This is a genomic window from Nocardia sp. NPDC051981 (genome assembly GCF_040680715.1).
In the GTDB taxonomy this organism is placed as follows: domain Bacteria; phylum Actinomycetota; class Actinomycetes; order Mycobacteriales; family Mycobacteriaceae; genus Nocardia.
This window is the reverse complement of sequence record NZ_JBFAXK010000029.1, coordinates 21901-39720: the sequence shown is the minus strand read 5'-3', so window position 1 is coordinate 39720 and position 17820 is coordinate 21901. Positions and strand designations below refer to the sequence as shown.

At 69.5% G+C, this 17820-nt stretch carries 16 protein-coding genes and 1 tRNA gene; 10 read left to right on the top strand and 7 right to left on the bottom strand.

What is annotated here, in order from left to right; translation table 11 throughout:
• Positions 1–2: 2 nt before the first annotated feature.
• Positions 3–1409, bottom strand: coding sequence for a metallophosphoesterase (locus AB0L60_RS35060; protein ID WP_364623254.1), 1407 nt, complete (start codon positions 1407–1409; stop codon positions 3–5).
• A 7-nt stretch (positions 1410–1416) separates the two neighbouring features.
• A complete protein-coding gene (locus AB0L60_RS35055; protein WP_364623252.1) occupies positions 1417–1860 on the bottom strand; it encodes a hypothetical protein in 444 nt (147 codons plus the stop codon).
• A gap of 179 nt (positions 1861–2039) precedes the next feature.
• Between AB0L60_RS35055 and AB0L60_RS35050 the strand changes: the two genes are divergently transcribed.
• The 6 genes from AB0L60_RS35050 (at position 2040) to AB0L60_RS35025 (ending at position 8437) form a co-directional block, all read left to right on the top strand.
• Complete coding sequence (locus tag AB0L60_RS35050) at positions 2040–3062, top strand: iron ABC transporter substrate-binding protein (protein WP_364623249.1); 1023 nt, start codon at positions 2040–2042, stop codon at positions 3060–3062.
• 77 nt (positions 3063–3139) lie between these two features.
• Complete coding sequence (locus tag AB0L60_RS35045) at positions 3140–4678, top strand: iron ABC transporter permease (RefSeq protein ID WP_364623246.1); 1539 nt, start codon at positions 3140–3142, stop codon at positions 4676–4678.
• On the top strand, positions 4675–5793 hold the full coding sequence (locus AB0L60_RS35040) for an ABC transporter ATP-binding protein (RefSeq protein WP_364623244.1): 1119 nt from the start codon (positions 4675–4677) through the stop codon (positions 5791–5793). The genes AB0L60_RS35045 and AB0L60_RS35040 overlap by 4 nt, the downstream gene beginning before the upstream one ends.
• Before the next feature lie 123 nt (positions 5794–5916).
• On the top strand, positions 5917–6267 hold the full coding sequence (locus AB0L60_RS35035; RefSeq protein ID WP_364623242.1) for a hypothetical protein: 351 nt from the start codon (positions 5917–5919) through the stop codon (positions 6265–6267).
• A gap of 157 nt (positions 6268–6424) precedes the next feature.
• A complete protein-coding gene (locus AB0L60_RS35030; protein WP_364623240.1) occupies positions 6425–7828 on the top strand; it encodes a hypothetical protein in 1404 nt (467 codons plus the stop codon).
• Positions 7829–7837: 9 nt separating this feature from the next.
• Positions 7838–8437: a TIGR03086 family metal-binding protein gene (locus AB0L60_RS35025; protein WP_364623238.1), complete on the top strand. Its 600-nt coding sequence runs from the start codon at positions 7838–7840 to the stop codon at positions 8435–8437.
• Between the two features lie 4 nt (positions 8438–8441).
• Here AB0L60_RS35025 and AB0L60_RS35020 read toward each other — a convergent pair whose 3' ends face one another.
• The 5 genes from AB0L60_RS35020 to AB0L60_RS35000 form a co-directional block, all read right to left on the bottom strand.
• On the bottom strand, positions 8442–9719 hold the full coding sequence (locus tag AB0L60_RS35020; RefSeq protein WP_364623235.1) for a lipase family protein: 1278 nt from the start codon (positions 9717–9719) through the stop codon (positions 8442–8444).
• Positions 9720–9874: 155 nt separating this feature from the next.
• Positions 9875–10036, bottom strand: a complete 162-nt coding sequence (locus AB0L60_RS35015) for a hypothetical protein (protein WP_364623232.1) — start codon at positions 10034–10036, stop codon at positions 9875–9877.
• Positions 10037–10249: 213 nt separating this feature from the next.
• Positions 10250–10325: transfer RNA gene (locus AB0L60_RS35010), tRNA-Arg, on the bottom strand.
• Between the two features lie 124 nt (positions 10326–10449).
• A complete protein-coding gene (locus AB0L60_RS35005; RefSeq protein ID WP_364623229.1) occupies positions 10450–11163 on the bottom strand; it encodes a DUF305 domain-containing protein in 714 nt (237 codons plus the stop codon).
• An 11-nt stretch (positions 11164–11174) separates the two neighbouring features.
• Positions 11175–12134, bottom strand: coding sequence for a DUF3105 domain-containing protein (locus AB0L60_RS35000; RefSeq protein ID WP_364623226.1), 960 nt, complete (start codon positions 12132–12134; stop codon positions 11175–11177).
• A 122-nt stretch (positions 12135–12256) separates the two neighbouring features.
• On the opposite strand from AB0L60_RS35000, the gene argS reads away from it, so the two are divergent.
• From argS to thrC, 4 genes are read left to right on the top strand one after another with little or no spacing between them, the layout of a single operon-like run.
• A complete protein-coding gene (argS, locus tag AB0L60_RS34995; protein WP_364623223.1) occupies positions 12257–13915 on the top strand; it encodes an arginine--tRNA ligase in 1659 nt (552 codons plus the stop codon).
• Complete coding sequence (lysA, locus tag AB0L60_RS34990; protein WP_364623221.1) at positions 13916–15337, top strand: diaminopimelate decarboxylase; 1422 nt, start codon at positions 13916–13918, stop codon at positions 15335–15337. It begins immediately after the preceding gene.
• Entirely contained in the window at positions 15334–16662 is a 1329-nt protein-coding gene (locus tag AB0L60_RS34985; protein ID WP_364623218.1) for a homoserine dehydrogenase, read from the top strand. The genes lysA and AB0L60_RS34985 overlap by 4 nt, the downstream gene beginning before the upstream one ends.
• Positions 16659–17747: a threonine synthase gene (gene thrC, locus AB0L60_RS34980; RefSeq protein ID WP_354849517.1), complete on the top strand. Its 1089-nt coding sequence runs from the start codon at positions 16659–16661 to the stop codon at positions 17745–17747. The genes AB0L60_RS34985 and thrC overlap by 4 nt, the downstream gene beginning before the upstream one ends.
• The last annotated feature ends 73 nt before the right edge of the window (positions 17748–17820 follow it).

Sequence of the window (17820 nt, the reverse complement as noted above, 5' to 3'; positions counted from 1 at the left end):
ATTCAGCTCGCGATCACGCCGGAGAGATCGCGCGACACCACGAAATTGCGGTCGGCGGTCGTGCCCAGCGTGTATTCGGGCAGCAGACCGTAGTATTCGCCCCGCGACCGCGTGCTCCAGCGCCGCGCGGCCTCGGTGCGGGTCTTGTAGAAATTCAGCAGGTAGCCGCCCTCGTAGAGACGCAGCAGCGTGTAACCGCCCGGATATTCCTTGGCCGCCGCCACTTCCAGGAATTCGACCGGGATGGGCAGATCGGGCCGGGTGCGGCGGTTGCGATGGGTGTGCCCCGCATGGTGCAGGAAGACGCCGGGCGCGGAGCGGTACATCGATTGCAGCTCGGCGGCATTCGCGGCATCGAGAATGAAGCTCGGTCCGGCCAGATTGGACCAGCCGGACTCGGTGGTGACCGGGTGATGACCGAAAACGAGTGTGGGACGGTCCGGGTCGCCGGTGAGCCGATCCCGTAGCTCGTCGAGCTGGGACCGGTCCACAGTGCCGCCCGGGGCGTCGAGCTGGGTGGTGTCCAGGGCGATCAGGCGCAGCTCGCCGACCTCGTAGGCCGCCAATTGCTGTCGGGCGGTGAAGGAATCACCCCAGCAGTCGTAGTGGTCGAGGTACGGGCTGCAGTCCGCGTAGTCCGAGCCCGGGTGCGGGCGGTCGTGATTGCCGCGGGCGGCGAACCAGTCCCGGCCCGGCGCACCCCAGTTCGCGAGCTGGGTGTGGACGCCGCGCACCTGGTCCGGGGTGGCCTCGGCGGTGAGGTCACCGGCGAGCAGCAGATGGTCGACGGCACGGTCGGGCCGGTGCATATCGTCGAGCAGCGCGGTCAGCATGACCTCGGGATACGGTGCGAGACCGGGCTCCTGGCGCACGCCGGGCGGCAGGCCCGCGGTGATGAGCCCGCTGACCTCCTCGCCGAAGTGAATGTCATTGGACAGGGCGAGGGTTCGCAGCAGCCGGCCCGGCGGCGGCACCAATGTGGTGAAGACCCCCTGCGCCTCCGGCGTATTCGGCAGGCGGGCGGCGACATTCAGCGCGGGCGCGGCCGCGATGCCCTGCGAACGTGCCTCGAACCGATAGGCGCGCCCGGGCTCGAGCCCGGTGACCTCGGCGTAGTGATAGGCGGTCGGCTGCGGGTCGCCGAAGACCTGCCGCAGCTCGGTCCCGTCCGCGGGACCGAGCCAGACCTCGCCGCCGGTCTCCACCGGAACAGGGTTGCCGGCCGCGTCCGGGCCCAGCGTCGTCCAGGTGAAGACGGCCGACTGCTCGGTGATGGTGACGACCTCGAGATCGGTCGCCGCCAGCGAACCCGGCTGTGCCCGAGCCGGACTCGGGGCCGCCAGCGGCAGGGCCGCGGCCGCCGCCAGCAGGCCCAGCAGCTGCCGCCGGTTCGGGCCGCAGCAGCTCATGACCGTCCTATTTCGCGTCGGTGGAACAGACCTTCCATACGCCGTCTTCCTTGCGCAGGTGTTCATCGGTGGAACGCTTGCTGTCGGCGGTGCCGGGCAGGGTGAGCGTGCCCAGGGTGACCGCGGTGGCGCGGTCGCCGGTGATGGTGATGCCCTGTACCGAATCGACCTTCATGGAGATCTTGCCCTGATCCATGGCCTTCCGCTGGGCCTCGGGCAGCGCGTCGTACTGGGCGCGGTCGCCGGCGCAGGTCTTGGCGACGGCCTTCGACGCGCCGCCGGAGGAGAGCGCGTCGTAGAAATCGCGCACCGCGGTCTCGACGCGCTTGTCGTCGCCCGGTCCGGAGTCCTTGCCGTTCAACGTCACCGCGGTGGCGATGCCACCTCCCACGAGCACCACGGCGGCCACGCCGAGTCCGATGGTCAAGGGGGTACGCCGCTGCAAGCTCATCGAGATCCTTCGACTCCGGCCGATCTTCGGTTGCTGTCCGTCCGGGGCCGTCCCCGGAACGCACGCAGACTACAGCGATTCCGTGTCGATTGGTGGGGTGGCGTTTGAACCCGCGACATGGGACGGTACGTTGGTTAGGCAAACCTCATAGACGAGGCTGGGCAAGCGAAAGGACGGTCATGACGGCGGCTCGATGGAAACTGGTGTCCGGTGCACTGGCGGCGATCGCGGTGCTCGGCGCGACCACTGCCTGCTCCAGCTCGTCGAAGAACGACAACGAGATCCTGGTCTACAACGCGCAGCACGAATCCCTCACCAAGGAGTGGGTGGACGCGTTCACCAAGGACACCGGCATCAAGGTGACCCTCCGCAACGGTGGCGACACCGACCTCGGCAACCAGATCGTGGCCGAGGGCAAGAACTCGCCCGCCGACGTTTTCCTCACCGAGAACTCCCCGGCCATGGCGCTGGTCGAGAACGCCGGCCTGTTCTCCGACGTCGACAAGGACACCCTGGCCCAGGTGCCGGACCAGTTCCGCCCCTCCACCGGCAAGTGGACCGGAATCGCCGCGCGCTCCACCGTTTTCGTCTACAACACCGCCAAGCTCCCGGCCGACCAGCTGCCCAAGTCGCTGCTGGATCTGCAGCAGCCGCAGTGGAAGGGCCGCTGGAGCGGCGCCGCCTCCGGCGCGGACTTCCAGGCGATCGTGGCCGCCCTGCTCGCCCAGAAGGGCGAGGACGCCACCAAGGCGTGGCTGAAGGGCATGAAGGACAACGCGGTCATCTCGCAGAACAACACCACCGTCATGAAGGGCGCCAACTCCGGCCAGTTCGAGGGCGGCGTGATCTACCACTACTACTGGTACCGCGACCAGGCCAAGACCAAGGAGAACAGCGGCAACACCCAGCTGTTCTACTTCAAGAACCAGGACCCGGGCGCCTTCGTCTCCATTTCCGGTGGCGGCGTGCTGAAGTCGAGCAAGAAGCAGGCCAACGCCCAGAAGTTCCTGGCCTTCATCACCTCCAAGCAGGGCCAGGAGGTGCTGCGCGACGGTGACTCCATGGAGTACCCGGTGGCCGCCGACGTCGCGGCCAACCCGGCGCTGCCGCCGCTGGCCTCGCTCGACGCACCCAAGATCGACCCGAGCAAGCTGGACGCCAAGAAGGTCACGCAGCTCATGACCGAGGCGGGTCTGCTCTAACCGTGGCTGTTCGGACCGCTGTACCCGCCCGGGCGGCGAAGGACCTGCCCGGCAGGGTCCCTCGGGCACTGACCAGGATGGTCTCGAGTGCATCGGCCATCCGGCCCGGGGCGATCGTCACGATCGCCGCCCTGCTCATGGTGGCGGCCACCTTCGTGCCGCTGGGGTACATCGTGTCCACCCTGGTTTCGACGGGATGGCACGAGACCGCACAGCTGGTGTTCCGCCCGCGCGTGGCCGAATTGCTGCGCAACACCGCCGAACTGGTGGTGCTGACCGTGCCGATCTGCGTGGCGCTGGGCATCGGCCTGGCCTGGATCGTGGAACGCACCGACGTGCCGGGCGCGGCCTGGTGGGGCCCGATCTTCGCGGCCCCCCTCGCGGTTCCGGCCTTCGTCAACAGCTACGGCTGGGTCAGCGCCATCCCCTCGCTGCACGGGCTCTGGGCGGGCGTGCTCGTCTCGACGGTCTCGTACTTCCCGCTGGTGTACCTCCCGGCGGCGGCCACCCTGCGGCGGCTGGATCCGGCCGTGGAGGAATCGGCCCGGGCCCTCGGCTCCGGGCCCGTCGCCGTCTTCGCACGCATCGTGCTGCCGCAGCTGCGGCTGGCGATTCTCGGTGGCGGACTGCTGATCTCGCTGCACCTGCTGGCCGAGTACGGCGCCTTCGCCATGATCCGGTTCGACACCTTCACCACCGCCATCTTCCAGCAGTACCAGTCCAGCTTCGCGGGCGCGGCGGGCAGCACGCTCTCGGGCGTGCTGGTGGTGATGTGCCTGGTGCTGCTGGCCGGCGAGGCCACCGTGCGCGGCCGGGCCCGCTACGCCCGGATCGGCGGCGGCGCGCAGCGGGGCGCGAACCGGATTCGCCTGGGCCTGACCAAGATTCCCATGTTCGCGCTGCTGACCGCCGCGCTGGCGGCCACACTGGGCGTGCCGCTGTGGACCATCGGCCGGTGGCTGAAGATCGGCGGCTCGGCGGTGTGGAACACCACCGATATCGGCGAATCCCTCGGTCAGACCATCGGTTTGGCCGCCACCGCCGCGGTGATCACCACCCTGTGCGCCTTCCCGGTGGCCTGGGTCGCGGTGCGCTCCACCTCGCGGTTCGCGCGGATCATCGAGGGGGCCAACTACATCACCAGTTCGCTGCCGGGCATCGTGATCGCACTGGCGCTGGTGACCGTGTCGATTCGCTGGCTGCCCGCGCTCTATCAGACGGCCGCGACCATCCTGGCCGCCTACACGCTCATGTTCCTGCCCCGCGCGCTGGTGAGCGTGCGTGCCGGGCTGGCGCAGGTGCCGGTGGGGCTGGAGGAGGCCTCGCAGGCGCTCGGAAAATCCCCGGCCGCCACCTTCTTCCGCGTCACCCTGCGGCTCACCGCGCCCGCGGCGGCCGCGGCGGCGGCCCTGGCGTTCGTGGCCGTGGCCACCGAGCTGACCGCCACCCTGCTGCTGGCCCCCAACGGCACCAACACCCTCGCCATGCAGTTCTGGCAGCTGTCGGGCGAATTGGACTACGCGGCCGCCGCGCCGTACGCGCTGATCATGATCATCGTCTCGGTGCCGGTCACCTATCTGCTGTTCACCCAATCCAGGAAGGCGGCGGGACTGTGAGTCGTCTTGTCGTAGACCAGGTTCGCAAGACCTTCGGACAGGCGCCGGTGCTCGACGGCATCAGCCTCGACGTCGCCGACGGCACCGCCACGGCGGTGGTCGGATCCTCCGGATGCGGCAAGACCACGCTGCTGCGGGTGATCGCCGGATTCGAGAACCCGGACGCCGGATCGGTGTCCGTCGGCGGGGAAACCATTACCCGCCAGGGCTTCTCGGTGCCGTCGCACCGGCGCAGAATCGGCTACGTGGCACAGGACGGGGCGCTGTTCCCGCACCTGACCGTGGGGCAGAACATCGCCTACGGGCTCGGCGGGGGACTGGGCGCGCGGCGCAGGCACCGGCAGCACGTCGCCGAACTGCTCGACATGGTCTCGCTCGACCCGTCCTACGCGGATCGGCGGCCGCATCAGCTCTCCGGCGGCCAGCAGCAGCGCGTCGCCCTGGCCCGCGCCATGGCCCGCAAACCCGATCTCATGCTGCTGGACGAGCCCTTCAGCGCCCTGGACACCGGACTCCGCGCCGCCACCCGGCAGGCCGTCGCCGAGACCCTGCGCGCCGCGGGCATGACCAGCATCCTGGTCACCCACGATCAGGAGGAGGCACTGTCCTTCGCCGATCAGGTCGCGGTCATGTGCTCGGGGCGGTTCACCCAGGTCGGCACCCCGGAGCAGGTGTACGCGGCCCCCGCGGACCTGTTCACGGCCGGATTCCTCGGCGACACAGTGCTTCTCGACGCCACCATCGGCACGGAGACCGCCCAGACCGTGCTCGGCCGCATCCCGGTGCAGGTGAACGCGCCGACCGGTGCGGGCGCGGTCATGATGCGGCCCGAACAGCTGCTGGCCCGGGCGGCCACCGACGGTCACGCCGGCTGCGCCACCGTGCGCGCCCTCGAGTTCCGGGGTGCGGACGTCCTGCTCACCCTCGACCTCGACGGCTGCCCCGAACCTGTCCAGGTGCGCCGGGTGAGCGTGGACGCACCCGCGGTCGGCGACCGGGTCGAGCTCGAAGTCCTCGGCGCGGCAGTCGCTTTCACTGCCGAGCAGTGCGCCGCCGCCGGCCGGACAACCGGTGTGGCCGCCGTGAGCCGGGCCGGCGCGGTCTCCGCGGTCTGAGCAATCGGTCCGTCCGGCCGGTCGGAATGTGACCGATCAGACCTGGGAGTCCCTATAGTGGCGCGGAGGCCGAATCGTCGGCCGCAGAGGCGAACTGCCTCAGCTCGTCCCGAAGGAGACATTGTGCGCCGCACGCTGCTCGTCACATCCGCTCTCGCCGCCGCGTGCGCCCTGGCTCCGCTCGCGTCCGCGGAACCGCCCGCCGATCCCGCGGTGAAGGTGCAGGCGGTCTACGGCCCCGAGCAGTTCCCCATGGCGGGCGTGGCCGCCGACATCGCGCCCTGCGGCGGCGCGAATGTGGCGACTCTCACCACCGGCGTCGACGGCACAGCCGTCTACAACGGCGCGCTCGGTTGCTACCGGATTCAGGTCAGCACCCCGATCGGCTGTGCGCTGGACAGTGATCCGGCCGTTCAGGTCACCTCGGCGCCGGGCGTCACCCCGCCGGCGATCTTCCGTTTCCGCTGCGCCTGACGGTGTCTCGGGCCCGCTCCCCGGCCCGCCGAAGGACTGTGACCGACTCCACTTCTCAGGGTTCCCACATACCGCAGCTGTTAATGTCGCGAGAGATAGCTGCTCGTTATTGCTGTAACGCGGAAGGCGTCGCATCACCGAGGGAGTAGGTGACGAGATGGGCGCGAGGTTCGCGTCGGCAGACCCGCCGGGCAGGACCGCGCCCCTGGCGCTGCGACGCTACGCGGTTCCGATCGAGGCGATGGCCGCCCTGCTGGGCGCGGCGGTGGCCGGACTGCTGCTGATGGCCCCCCTCGATCTGGGCTGGACCTCCGAAGGCCCGGTGCTGCAACTGGATCTGCTGGTGCTGAACATGCCGCGCGCGGCCGCCGCCGGCGCGGCGTTCGCGGTGGTCACGGCGGCGCTGGTGGTCGCGCTCGGGCGCAAGACGGCCTGGATCGCGTCGAGCGGCAGCGCGGTGGTGCTGGTGATCGACCAGCTGTGGAACCGCGACGCGGCGATCCCGGGAAATCTGACCACCGCCAACTACATCGATTCCATCTTCAGTGGCATCCTGCTCGGGGCGCTCGCGGTCGCGGTATTCGGCAAACCCATCGCGACGGGCGCGTACCTGATCGGCGCCCTGTCCGCGATCGTGATCGCCGACCAGACCTCGCTGCCGCCCGGGGGCGGCCGGGGCAATCCCCTCACCGAATGGGCATCGACCGGAACGCCACCCGTGTGGCTGCTCGTGCTGGCCGGTGCGCTGCTGGTCGCGGGGATCGCTGTCCAGCAGCCGGAACCGGCGGGCGAACACGAGAACACCGATCTGGCGATGGCCCCGATCCTGTCCGCGGTGATCCTGGTCACCGCCACCACGTTGTCGACACAGTGGTTCGTGCAGCACGCCGGCACCCTCGCGCAGGCCGGGGTGGCCGCGGCCATCACCATCGGCGCGGCGCTGGCCGCGGCGCTGCTGCTGCCCGGGCGCGAGGGCACCCTGGTGCTGCTGGCGGTGGCGGTGGCCAATGCGGGCAGCGCGATCATCGCGGTGCCCCGGCCGGATTGGACCGCGCCGTTCCCGGTCCTGGCCGTGGTGGCCGGGCTGGCGATGGGACGCCGATGGCGGGCGCCCTGGATCGCGTTGGCCGCGACCGCCGGGCTGGCGGTCTTCGCGGCCGGCACCGCGGGCATCGCGCACCGGTACGCGGTGATCCCGGTGCTCGGTGTGATCCTCACCGCGCTGGCCATCGGCTTCTGCTTCGGCGCGGCGGTCCCGAAGACCGCCGGCAGCGCCGTGGTGGCGCTCGCCGTACTGGTGGTGCCGTGCCTGGTGGTGGCGCTGCGGGGCAGCAGCTTCGGCCGGGTCGCCTACTCGCCGCGCTGGTATCGGGATCCGCACGGGGCGGTCTCCGCGGTGCCTGGCACGGTGGCCCTGGTGATCACCCTGGGCTGTGCGGCCGGGCTGTACCTGCTGTGGCGGATCCGATCCCCGCGGGCCGTGGCCGCGCCGGAACCCGCTCTCCCGCCACGGGTGATCGTCATGCCCGATGGGGCGCGGAACGTCTTGCCGCAGGGCTAGTCTGGCCGCATGGCCGACAAGTCACCGGTGGACCCGACGATCGACCTCCTGGAACGGGCCGTCGCCCAGATGGGCGATGTCATCGCCGTCGTCACCCCGGACCAGGCAGCCCTGCCGACTCCGTGCGAGGACTGGCACGTGCGCGGGCTGCTGGACCACATCGTGGGCCAGATCCTGCGCGACTTCACCATCGCCGCGTGCGGCGAGATGCCCGACTGGGGCGCACCGCCCGACCCGGTCGGCGCGGACTGGGCCGCCGAGTTCCGCACCCGCGCGCAGCCGCTGCTCGAGACGTGGCGCGCCGCCGATCCGGAGCGGCTGGTGCCCGGCATGGGCGGGGAGGCCCCGTTGCGCGGTCGCGCCGATCAGCAGATCACCGAATTCGCCATGCACGCCTGGGATCTCACCCGGGCCACCGGTCAGGGCCGTACCCTGGATCCGGAGCTCGCCGAGCACGGCCTGGCCTGGTCCAAGCAGCTGCTGAAGCCCGAATTCCGCGGTCCCGGAAAGGCTTTCGGGCACGAGGTGCCGATCGCCGCCGACGCGCCCGCCTACGACCGGCTGGCCGCCTGGTTCGGCCGCGATCCGGGCTGGACGCCCGCGGCCTGACCGCCTACCGGCCGAACCGGGTATCCACCCAGGCCAGTGCGTCATTGAACGACGCGTCGAGCACGCCACGGTGGTCCGCGCCCGGATAGCTGTGGTACTGCACCGGCCGACCGCCCGCGCGCTGCTGCACCACCATGGCGTCGGTGGCGAGCGCCGGCACCGTGGTGTCGGAGCGGCCCTGCAATACCAGCAGCGGCTGCGTGAAAACCAGTGCGCTGGGTTCGTTTTCGTTCAGCACCCGGATCAGTGCGGAGATGTCCCCGTCACGGTTGAAGACATCCTCGGTGGCGAGGCCGCCCCACGAATCCTGTTGCCGAAGCTGGCTGATGCATCCGGTATCGGCTTGGGCGAGCATGGATTGCGCACGAGGCGTGAGGAATCGGGCCGGGTCCAATGGCGCGACCGTCTGCGCGCCGCGAATGATCAAGGGCAGGAACGATATCGCGCTGCCGGTGAGTGGGGACAGGGCACCGGCCACCCCCGCGGTGGTGGCCAGCTGCGACGCCTGCAGTCCGATGCCCTGATGGGAAGCGGGCGCGAGCGCCACCGAACCCAGCAGCTGCAGCTCCGGGGCCCACTGCTGGGCCTGGGCATCGGTGAAGATGGCGGCCTGCCCGCCCTGGGAGTGGCCCATGGCCACCCAGCGGACCCCGATATCCGGGTCGACTTCCCGTGCGGCCCTGGCCATATCGGTGACGGCACGCTGTTCGGCGGTGCCGATCAGATAGCCGTGCGGACCGGGCGTGCCCAGCCCCTGATAGTCGGTCTGGGCCACCGCGTACCCGGCCGCGATCCAGCGCTCCTGCAGGCGGCGCACCAGCGAGGTGTAGTCGTGGGCGGGGAAGCCGGGGGAGGTGTCCTGGGAGGGCGCGCAGACGTCGGCGACGCCGGTGGTGCCGTGCGCCCAGGAGATCAGCGGCCAGCCACCCGGCGGCGGGGTGCTGTCCGGGACCGCCAGGGTGCCCGACACCGCGACCGGATTGCCCTGCATGTCGACCGAGCGGTACAGCACCAGGTAGTTGCGTGCGCCCGCGAGAGCGGGATCGCCTGTGAGCGGCCGCAATTGGATGACCGATCCGGGGATGCCCGGGACCCGGTCCGCGGCCGGGAAGTAGAACGACGCCTCGGTCGCCTGCTCCGGTGCCACCGGGGTGGCGGCGACCGGCGCGGCCAGGCTCAGGGCCGCGATCGCGGCCGCCAGGACCGTGGTGAATCCCCCGGCGAGCGGGCGTGAGACGCGACGCTGCGGCTGTTCTGCACGGGCGCTCTCGTTGTCCGACACCTCTCAGAACATACCGGCCCGTTCATGTTTCACATGGAAAGCAGGGCCGTTCGCACTGCGAATGAGTCGGCGCCATCGGCATACTGCTGTACTTCACCGGCGCCATCATCATTCGCCCGCGCCGAGTCCTACGGCCACATCCCGTTCCCCATGATCTACATGGTCCCCGTGATCGCGGCCATGGCCCTGGAATACGCGGCCTGACCGCCCAGTGCGTCGCGACGTTCCGCCAGCGGCGCGAGCTCGTACTCGACCGTCACCGGCACCAGACCCCCGGTTATTGCCGAGATCGATTTCAGCGCAGGGGAATTCGGCATCATCCTGGCCCGAGAACGCGCTCGCGGTGTCCGGCTGCCTCCTGCACAACCGGACACCGCGATGCACAGCTACTACCTTTGCTCCCGAGTCCTCGAATCGGAATCCCAATCGGCCACGATGGCACGATAAGTCAGACATTCGGTGCCGAAACGGGCCGCCGCCTCCACGAACGAGTAAGGCCCCGACCGTGATCCACGGTCGGGGCCTTACTGTGGTGCCCTCGGCAGGATTCGAACCTGCGGCCTTCTGCTCCGGAGGCAGACGCTCTATCCCCTGAGCTACGAGGGCGGGGATGGTCCCGTCCGGTCTCCCGGTCGGGCTGGGACAGCGTATCGCATCGCTCGCGCTGCGCCAAAAACTGACACGGACCGGGCGTTTCTGTGCCCGGTCCGTGTCAGTCGGAGGTGCTCGGTCAGTTCATCGGCAGTGGGGAGACTTTGCGCTCGGCCAGCATCTGGGTCATCAGATCGGCCTCGCTCTTCTGGGTCTTGGCCATGCTCTCGGCCAGCGAGCGCACCGCGTCGGTGTCCGCACGCTGGGCGGCGTACTCGATCATCGGCATGCCGCCCTGGTGGTGGCGCAGCATGAGCTGCAGGTACAGCGCATCAAGGGCCGGACCGGTGGCCTGGCCCAGCGCGGCCATCTCCTGATCGGACGCCATGCCGGGCATGGTCTGCACCGCGCCGGAGTGCATGGCGGTGCCGGAATGCTCATGCGTGGACATGTCCGTCATCCAGCCCATGTAGCCGTCGGGGGAGATGAGCGGTTTATCCCACTGCTGCAGCCAGCCCTGCATGCGGCCGGCCTGATTGGCCTGCGTGGTGAGGATGTCGTAGGCGAGCCGCTTCACCGCCGGGTCCGTGGTCCCCGACAGCGCGACGCCCGACATCTGCACCGCCTGCGCGTGATGCACCGACATGTCCTGGGAGAAGCCGACATCCACCCCGCCCGGCGTCTCCAGGCCGTGGTGCATGGCATTGCCCACCAGCAGTCCGGCCATGAAACCGATGAGCAGCACCGCGACCACCCCGATCGCCAGCAGGGCGGGCTGCTGATTGCGGCGTGTTTGCGGCACCGGTTCGGCGGCGGGATCGGGCTCGGAGCTGCGATCTGGGATGTCGGACATGAACGGCGGCACTACTGGGTCGGAGCCGGCTGATCCGGCTGGGTCGGGCCGTCGGTCGGGGCCGGGATGGACGGGATGCCGCCGGGCAGGCTCGTGCCATCGGTGGGCAGACCCGGCACGCCGTTCGGGAGACCCGGGATACCGCCGGCCGGCATGCCCGGAATACCGCCGCCACCACCCAGCTCGCTCGCATCCTGCTGCAGGCCCTTGCCGTCCATCGGCACCGCGTCGGGGCCGGGCGGGGTCGGGTCGAAGGCCGGCGGGTTGTCGGTGTTGAAGGTCGGGTTCGCGCAGTCCGCGCCGACCTCCGGGTAGGCGTACTGGTTCAGGCGCAGCGCCGTGATGAACTCGCCGACGCGCTTGTCGTCGGCGCTGTTCAGCTTCAGCTGGTGACCCCACGACTGCAGGGAGATCGGGGTGTCCAGGCCGGGGTAGGGCGACATCAGGCTGTAGGGCTTGCCCTTGACCTTCGACTTCAGGGTGTCGATGCCGGCCTGATCGACCTTGTCCGGGTTGTAGGTGATCCAGATCGCGCCGTGCTCGAGCGAGTGCACCGCGTTCTCGGTGCGGATCGCCTTGGCGTACACCACGCCGGTGCAGGCCGCCCACGAGCCGTCGTGCGGACCGCCGAAGGGCGGGGACTGGTCGTAGTTCACGCGCTGGGTGGCCGCGACGTGCATGCCCGCCGCGTAGTCCTTCTTCACCACGCCCGGAATCTGATCCGAGGGATCCTTCTTCTGGGCGGACGGCGTGTACCTGTTCTGCTCCTGCTTGTCCTGGATCTTGGGCACCAGCACCCAGGCGATGCCGCCGATCAGGGCGAGGATGCAGACCACGGCCCCGATCATGAGCCACGGAATCTGACGCTTACCGCCCAGGCTGCCCCCGCGACCGCCCTTCCTGGACGATCCGGCCGACTTGCCCGCGGCCTTGATGGCCTTGGCCGACTTGGCACTGGTCTTGCTCGGCATGCTTGTTGTGCTCTTTTCGACGTGTCGGACAATCAAACGACGCGGCCGCATCGTTTGCTGGGCACCTGCCCGGTGGTGCCCGCTCGCGGCGTTCACCTGCTCAGACCATAGGATAGTGACTCGTGACTCCAGCTGACCTTGCAGATCTCCTTCGTGCTACCGCAGCGAAGGTACTTGTCGAACGCGGATCGGACCCTGCGATCCTGCCCGACGAGGTCAAGGTGGAGCGTCCCCGCAACCCCGAGCACGGTGACTATGCCACGAATGTGGCCATGCAGGTAGGCAAGAAGGCGGGAATGAACCCCCGCGATTTCGCGACGTTGCTGGCCGAGGCGCTGTCGGCCGCCGAGGGCGTCGAGGCCGCCGAGGTCGCGGGACCGGGCTTCCTGAACATTCGCCTGGCCAAGGCCGCGCAGGGCGCGATCGTGGAGAAGATCCTCGAGGCCGGTGCGAAGTTCGGCACCGCGGACGCGCTCGGGGGCACGAAGATCAACCTCGAATTCGTCTCCGCCAACCCGACGGGCCCGATCCACCTGGGTGGAACCCGCTGGGCCTCGGTCGGCGACGCGCTCGGCCGGATCCTGGCGGCCCAGGGCGCGGACGTGACCCGCGAGTACTACTTCAACGACCACGGCGCCCAGATCGACCGCTTCGCCAACTCGCTGGTGGCCGCCGCGCTGGGACAGCCGACCCCAGAGGACGGTTACGCGGGCGCCTACATCAACGAGATCGCCGACACCGTCGTGAAGGCCAACCCGGGTGTGCTGGAACTCCCGGAGGGCGAGCGGCACGAGCTGTTCCGTCGCGAGGGCGTCGAGCTCATGTTCGCGCACATCAAGCAGACGCTGCACGACTTCGGCACCGACTTCGACGTGTACTTCAACGAGAGTTCGCTGTTCGCCTCCGGCGCGGTCGAGCAGGCCATCGAGACGCTGAAGGCGTCCGGCAAGCTGTACGAGAAGGACGGCGCCTGGTGGATCGCCTCCACCGAATACGGCGACGACAAGGACCGCGTCGTCATCAAGAGCGACGGCAAGTCCGCCTATATCGGCGGTGACATCGCCTACTTCCAGAACAAGCGCTCGCGCGGTTTCGATCTGTGCATCTACATGCTCGGTGCGGACCACCACGGCTACATCGGCCGTCTCAAGGCCGCCGCGGCCGCGTTCGGCGACAACCCGGACACCGTCGAGGTGCTCATCGGCCAGATGGTGAACCTGGTGAAAGATGGTGCCGCCGTTCGCATGTCGAAGCGCGCGGGCACCGTCGTCACGCTCGACGACCTGGTCGAGCAGATCGGCGTGGATGCGGCGCGGTACTCGCTGGTGCGCTCCTCGGTGAACTCCAGCATCGACATCGACCTGGACCTGTGGACCCGGCAGGACAGCGAGAACCCGGTCTATTACGTGCAGTACGCGCACGCGCGCACCAACCAGATCCTCGGCAACGCGGCCGCGTTCGACTACGCCTCGGTCGCACCGGATTTCGCGCTGCTGACCGATGACCGCGAGGGCGCGCTCATCCGCACGCTGGGCGAGTACCCGCGCGTGGTGGCCACCGCCGCCGAGATGCGGGAGCCGCACCGGGTCGTGCGCTACCTCGAGGAACTCGCCGGGGCCTACCACCCCTTCCAGTCCGACAAGACGCTGCGCGTCATCCCGCAGGGCGACGACGTGGTCACGCCGCTCAATGCCGCTCGCCTCGAGCTGGTCAAAGCCACCCGTCAGGTTCTCGCCAACGGCCTCGGCCTCCTAGGCGTCAGTGCACCGGAGCGTATGTAGATGAGTGCCCACCCCGCAGGACCCCGCCACGCGGACATCCCGCACGCGCCCACGCTCGCCGAGCGTCCGAGCGCGCCCGCGCAGATGATCGAACTGCCCGCGAATGTGTGGCCGCGCAACGCCGCTCGCGACGCCGACGGCGTGGTGCGGCTGGCGGGCGTGCCGGTGCACGAGCTGGCCGCCGAGTACGGCACCCCGCTGTTCGTGATCGACGAGGACGACTTCCGCTCCCGCTGCCGCGACATGGTCCGTGCCTTCGGGGACGGCGCGCGAGTCCACTACGCCTCCAAGGCATTCCTGTGCGGCGAGGTCGCCCGCTGGATCCGTGACGAGGGCCTGCACCTGGACGTGTGCTCCGGCGGCGAGCTGGCGGTGGCGCTGCACGCCGGCTTCCCGGCCGAGCGGATCGCCCTGCACGGCAACAACAAATCGGTCCCCGAGCTGGAAATGGCGGTCGGGGCGGGCGTCGGCGACGTGGTCGTCGACTCGCTGATCGAGATCGAGCGCCTGGAGGCGGTGGCCAAGCGCGCCGGCAAGGTGGTGGACGTGCTGATCCGCGTCACCGTCGGCGTGGAGGCCCACACCCACGAGTACATCTCGACCGCGCACGAGGACCAGAAGTTCGGCTTCTCCATCGCCGGCGGCGACGCCATGCAGGCCATCGCCCGGGTCTTCGAGTCCGACAATCTGCGCCTGGTCGGCCTGCACTCGCACATCGGCTCGCAGATCTTCGAGATCGACGGCTTCGAGATCTCCACCCGCCGCATGCTGGGCCTGCTGCGCGAGGTCGCCGACAAGTTCGGCATGGAACGCGCCGAACAGATGCGTGTGCTGGATCTCGGTGGCGGCCTGGGTATTTCGTACCTGCCGCACGAGGGTCCGCCGGCCCTGGACGGCTTCGCCGCCAACCTGCGCCGCATCGTGGCCGAGGAGGCCGAGCGCGCCGGGCTGCCGGTGCCGACCATCGCGGTCGAGCCGGGCCGCGCCATCGCCGGTCCCGGCACCGTCACCCTCTACGAGGTCGGCACCATCAAAGATGTTGTGCTCGACGGTGGTAATCGCCGACGCTATGTGAGTGTCGACGGCGGCATGAGCGACAACATCCGTCCCGCCCTGTACCAGGCCGAGTACGACTGCCGCCTGGTCTCGCGCTCCAGCGAGGCCGGTCCGGTGGTCGCGCGAGTGGTCGGAAAGCATTGCGAGAGTGGGGATATCGTCATCCGTGACACCTGGCTCCCGGCCGATGTGGGCCCGGGCGACCTGGTGGCGGTGGCCGCGACCGGCGCGTACTGCTACTCGATGTCGAGCCGCTACAACATGCTCACCCGGCCCGCGGTGGTCGCGGTGCGAGATGGCAAGGCGCGCTTGATCCTTCGCCGCGAAACGGTGGAGGACCTACTCAGCTTGGAGGTGAAGGCATGACCGAGAACAGAAACGGCGTGTGGGGACAGGATCATCCCATTGGCGTGGCCGTCCTCGGCATGGGCACGGTCGGCACCGAGGTGGTCCGCATCCTTCGTGACCACGCCGACGACCTGTGCAACCGGGTCGGCGCTCCGGTCGTGCTGCGCGGTGTCGCGGTGCGCGACCTGAGCAAGGACCGCGGCCTGCCCGCCGAGCTGGTCACCACCGATGCCGAGGCCCTGGTCACCCGCGACGACGTGGACATCGTGGTCGAGGTCATGGGCGGCATCGACCCGGCCCGCGACCTGATCAAGTCCGCGCTCACCAAGGGCAAGTCGGTGATCACCGCGAACAAGGCGCTGCTCGCCGATTACACCGGCGAGCTGGCCGCCGCGGCCGAATCCAACCGTGCCGACCTGTACTTCGAGGCCGCCGTCGCCGGGGCCATCCCGGTGATCCGCCCGCTCATCCAGTCGCTGTCCGGCGACCGGGTCAATCGCGTGGTCGGCATCGTCAACGGCACCACCAACTTCATCCTCTCGGCCATGGCCGAGACCGGCGCGGACTACGGCGACGTGCTGGCCGAGGCCACCCGCCTGGGCTACGCGGAGGCCGACCCGACCGCCGATGTCGAGGGCTACGACGCCGCCGCCAAGGCCGCCATCCTCGCCTCTGTGGCCTTCCACACCCGCGTCACCTCCGGTGATGTGTACCGCGAGGGCATCTCCAAGATCACCTCCGAGGATCTGGAGACCGCGGCGGCCGTGGGCTGCACCGTGAAACTGCTGGCCATGGCCGAGCGCGTCACCGACGACGGCGGCAAGGAGAAGATCTCCGTGCGCGTCTACCCCGCCCTCATCCCGCGCAAGCACCCGCTGGCCGCGGTCAGCGGCGCGTTCAATGCCGTGGTCGTGGAGGCCGAGAACGCCGGCCGGCTGATGTTCTACGGTCAGGGCGCCGGCGGCGCGCCGACCGCCTCGGCCGTCATGGGCGATCTGGTGATGGCGGCGCGCAACAAGTTCTACGGTGGCCGCGCTCCGGGCGAGTCGGTCTATGCTGAGCTGCCGATCGCTTCGATCGGTGACACCCCGACCCGCTACCACGTGAACCTGCAGGTGGCCGACCGCACCGGTGTGCTGGAAGCGGTCGCCGGGGAATTCGCCAAGCACGGTGTGAGCATCTCGACGGTCCGGCAGGAAGGCCACGACGTCGGCGCTCGCCTGGTCGTGGTGACCCACCATGCGCAGGAATCCGCGCTTGCGGATACCGTTGCCGCATTGGCCGAGCTGGACTCCGTCACGTCCGTGACCAGTGTTCTGAGATTGGAAGGCACCGAGGAATGAGTGCAACCGCACGCGCGACAGCCGTGCATACGCCGTGGCCGGGTCTGATCGACGCCTACCGCGATCGGCTCGCGATTCCCGCTGACTGGGAAGCCGTCACTCTCTTCGAGGGCGGCACCCCGCTGGTGCCCGCGCATCACCTCTCCGAGCTGACCGGCTGTGAGGTGTACCTCAAGGTCGAGGGCGCGAACCCGACCGGTTCCTTCAAGGACCGCGGCATGACCATGGCCATGACGGATGCGAAGTACAACGGCAAGACCGCCGTGCTGTGCGCCTCCACCGGCAACACCTCGGCCTCGGCCGCGGCGTACGCCACCCGCGCCGGTCTGCACTGCGCCGTGCTGATCCCGTCGGGCAAGATCGCCATGGGCAAGCTGGCCCAGGCGGTCATGCTGGGCGCGAAGATCATTCAGGTGGACGGCAACTTCGACGACTGTCTCGAGCTGGCCCGCAAGGTCACCGCGGACTTCCCCGAGGTCGGCCTGGTGAACTCGGTCAACCCGGCCCGCATCGAGGGCCAGAAGACCGCGGCCTTCGAAATCGTGGACGCGCTGGGCAAGGCGCCCGATGTGCACGTGCTGCCGGTCGGCAATGCGGGCAATATCACCGCGTACTGGAAGGGCTACAGCGAGTACCACGCCGACGGCATCACCAGCTCGCGCCCGCGCATGCTGGGTGTGCAGGCCGCCGGCGCCGCGCCGCTGGTCAACGGCGCTCCGGTCGCGAACCCGGAGACCGTGGCCACCGCCATCCGGATCGGCGCGCCCGCCTCGTGGAACGGCGCCATGAACGCCAAGACGGAATCGGGCGGCGCGTTCCGCGCGGCCACCGACGAGGAGATCCTGGCCGCGTATCACCTGGTCGCGGCCAAGGAGGGCGTGTTCGTGGAGCCCGCTTCCGCCGCTTCGGTGGCCGGTCTGCTGGCCGCGCGCGCCGAGGGCTGGCTGGATTCCGGCCTCACCGTGGTCTGCACGGTGACCGGCAACGGCCTCAAGGATCCGGACAACGCGCTCAAGGGCATGCCCGAGGTGACGCCGATCGCGGTCGACCCGGTCGCCGTGGCCCACGAACTCGAGCTGGCCTGAGTTGAATTCTCGTGATGGTCAGCTCCGTGAGCGAGCGGAGCGAGGGAACCATGTCACAGCCGCTTCGCGGTAC

Excerpts from the sequence above, each read along its gene's own strand:
- AB0L60_RS35055 (WP_364623252.1), bottom strand. The coding sequence starts at position 1,860 with ATGAGCTTGCAGCGGCGTACCCCCTTGACCATCGGACTCGGCGTGGCC.
- AB0L60_RS35025 (WP_364623238.1), top strand. The coding sequence starts at position 7,838 with ATGGCCGACAAGTCACCGGTGGACCCGACGATCGACCTCCTGGAACGG.
- AB0L60_RS35050 (WP_364623249.1), top strand. The coding sequence starts at position 2,040 with ATGACGGCGGCTCGATGGAAACTGGTGTCCGGTGCACTGGCGGCGATC.
- AB0L60_RS34985 (WP_364623218.1), top strand. The coding sequence starts at position 15,334 with ATGACCGAGAACAGAAACGGCGTGTGGGGACAGGATCATCCCATTGGC.
- AB0L60_RS35060 (WP_364623254.1), bottom strand. The coding sequence starts at position 1,409 with ATGAGCTGCTGCGGCCCGAACCGGCGGCAGCTGCTGGGCCTGCTGGCG.
- AB0L60_RS35015 (WP_364623232.1), bottom strand. The coding sequence starts at position 10,036 with ATGCCGAATTCCCCTGCGCTGAAATCGATCTCGGCAATAACCGGGGGT.
- thrC (WP_354849517.1), top strand. The coding sequence starts at position 16,659 with ATGAGTGCAACCGCACGCGCGACAGCCGTGCATACGCCGTGGCCGGGT.
- AB0L60_RS35005 (WP_364623229.1), bottom strand. The coding sequence starts at position 11,163 with ATGTCCGACATCCCAGATCGCAGCTCCGAGCCCGATCCCGCCGCCGAA.
- AB0L60_RS35045 (WP_364623246.1), top strand. The coding sequence starts at position 3,140 with ATGGTCTCGAGTGCATCGGCCATCCGGCCCGGGGCGATCGTCACGATC.
- AB0L60_RS35000 (WP_364623226.1), bottom strand. The coding sequence starts at position 12,134 with ATGCCGAGCAAGACCAGTGCCAAGTCGGCCAAGGCCATCAAGGCCGCG.
- lysA (WP_364623221.1), top strand. The coding sequence starts at position 13,916 with ATGAGTGCCCACCCCGCAGGACCCCGCCACGCGGACATCCCGCACGCG.
- AB0L60_RS35030 (WP_364623240.1), top strand. The coding sequence starts at position 6,425 with ATGGGCGCGAGGTTCGCGTCGGCAGACCCGCCGGGCAGGACCGCGCCC.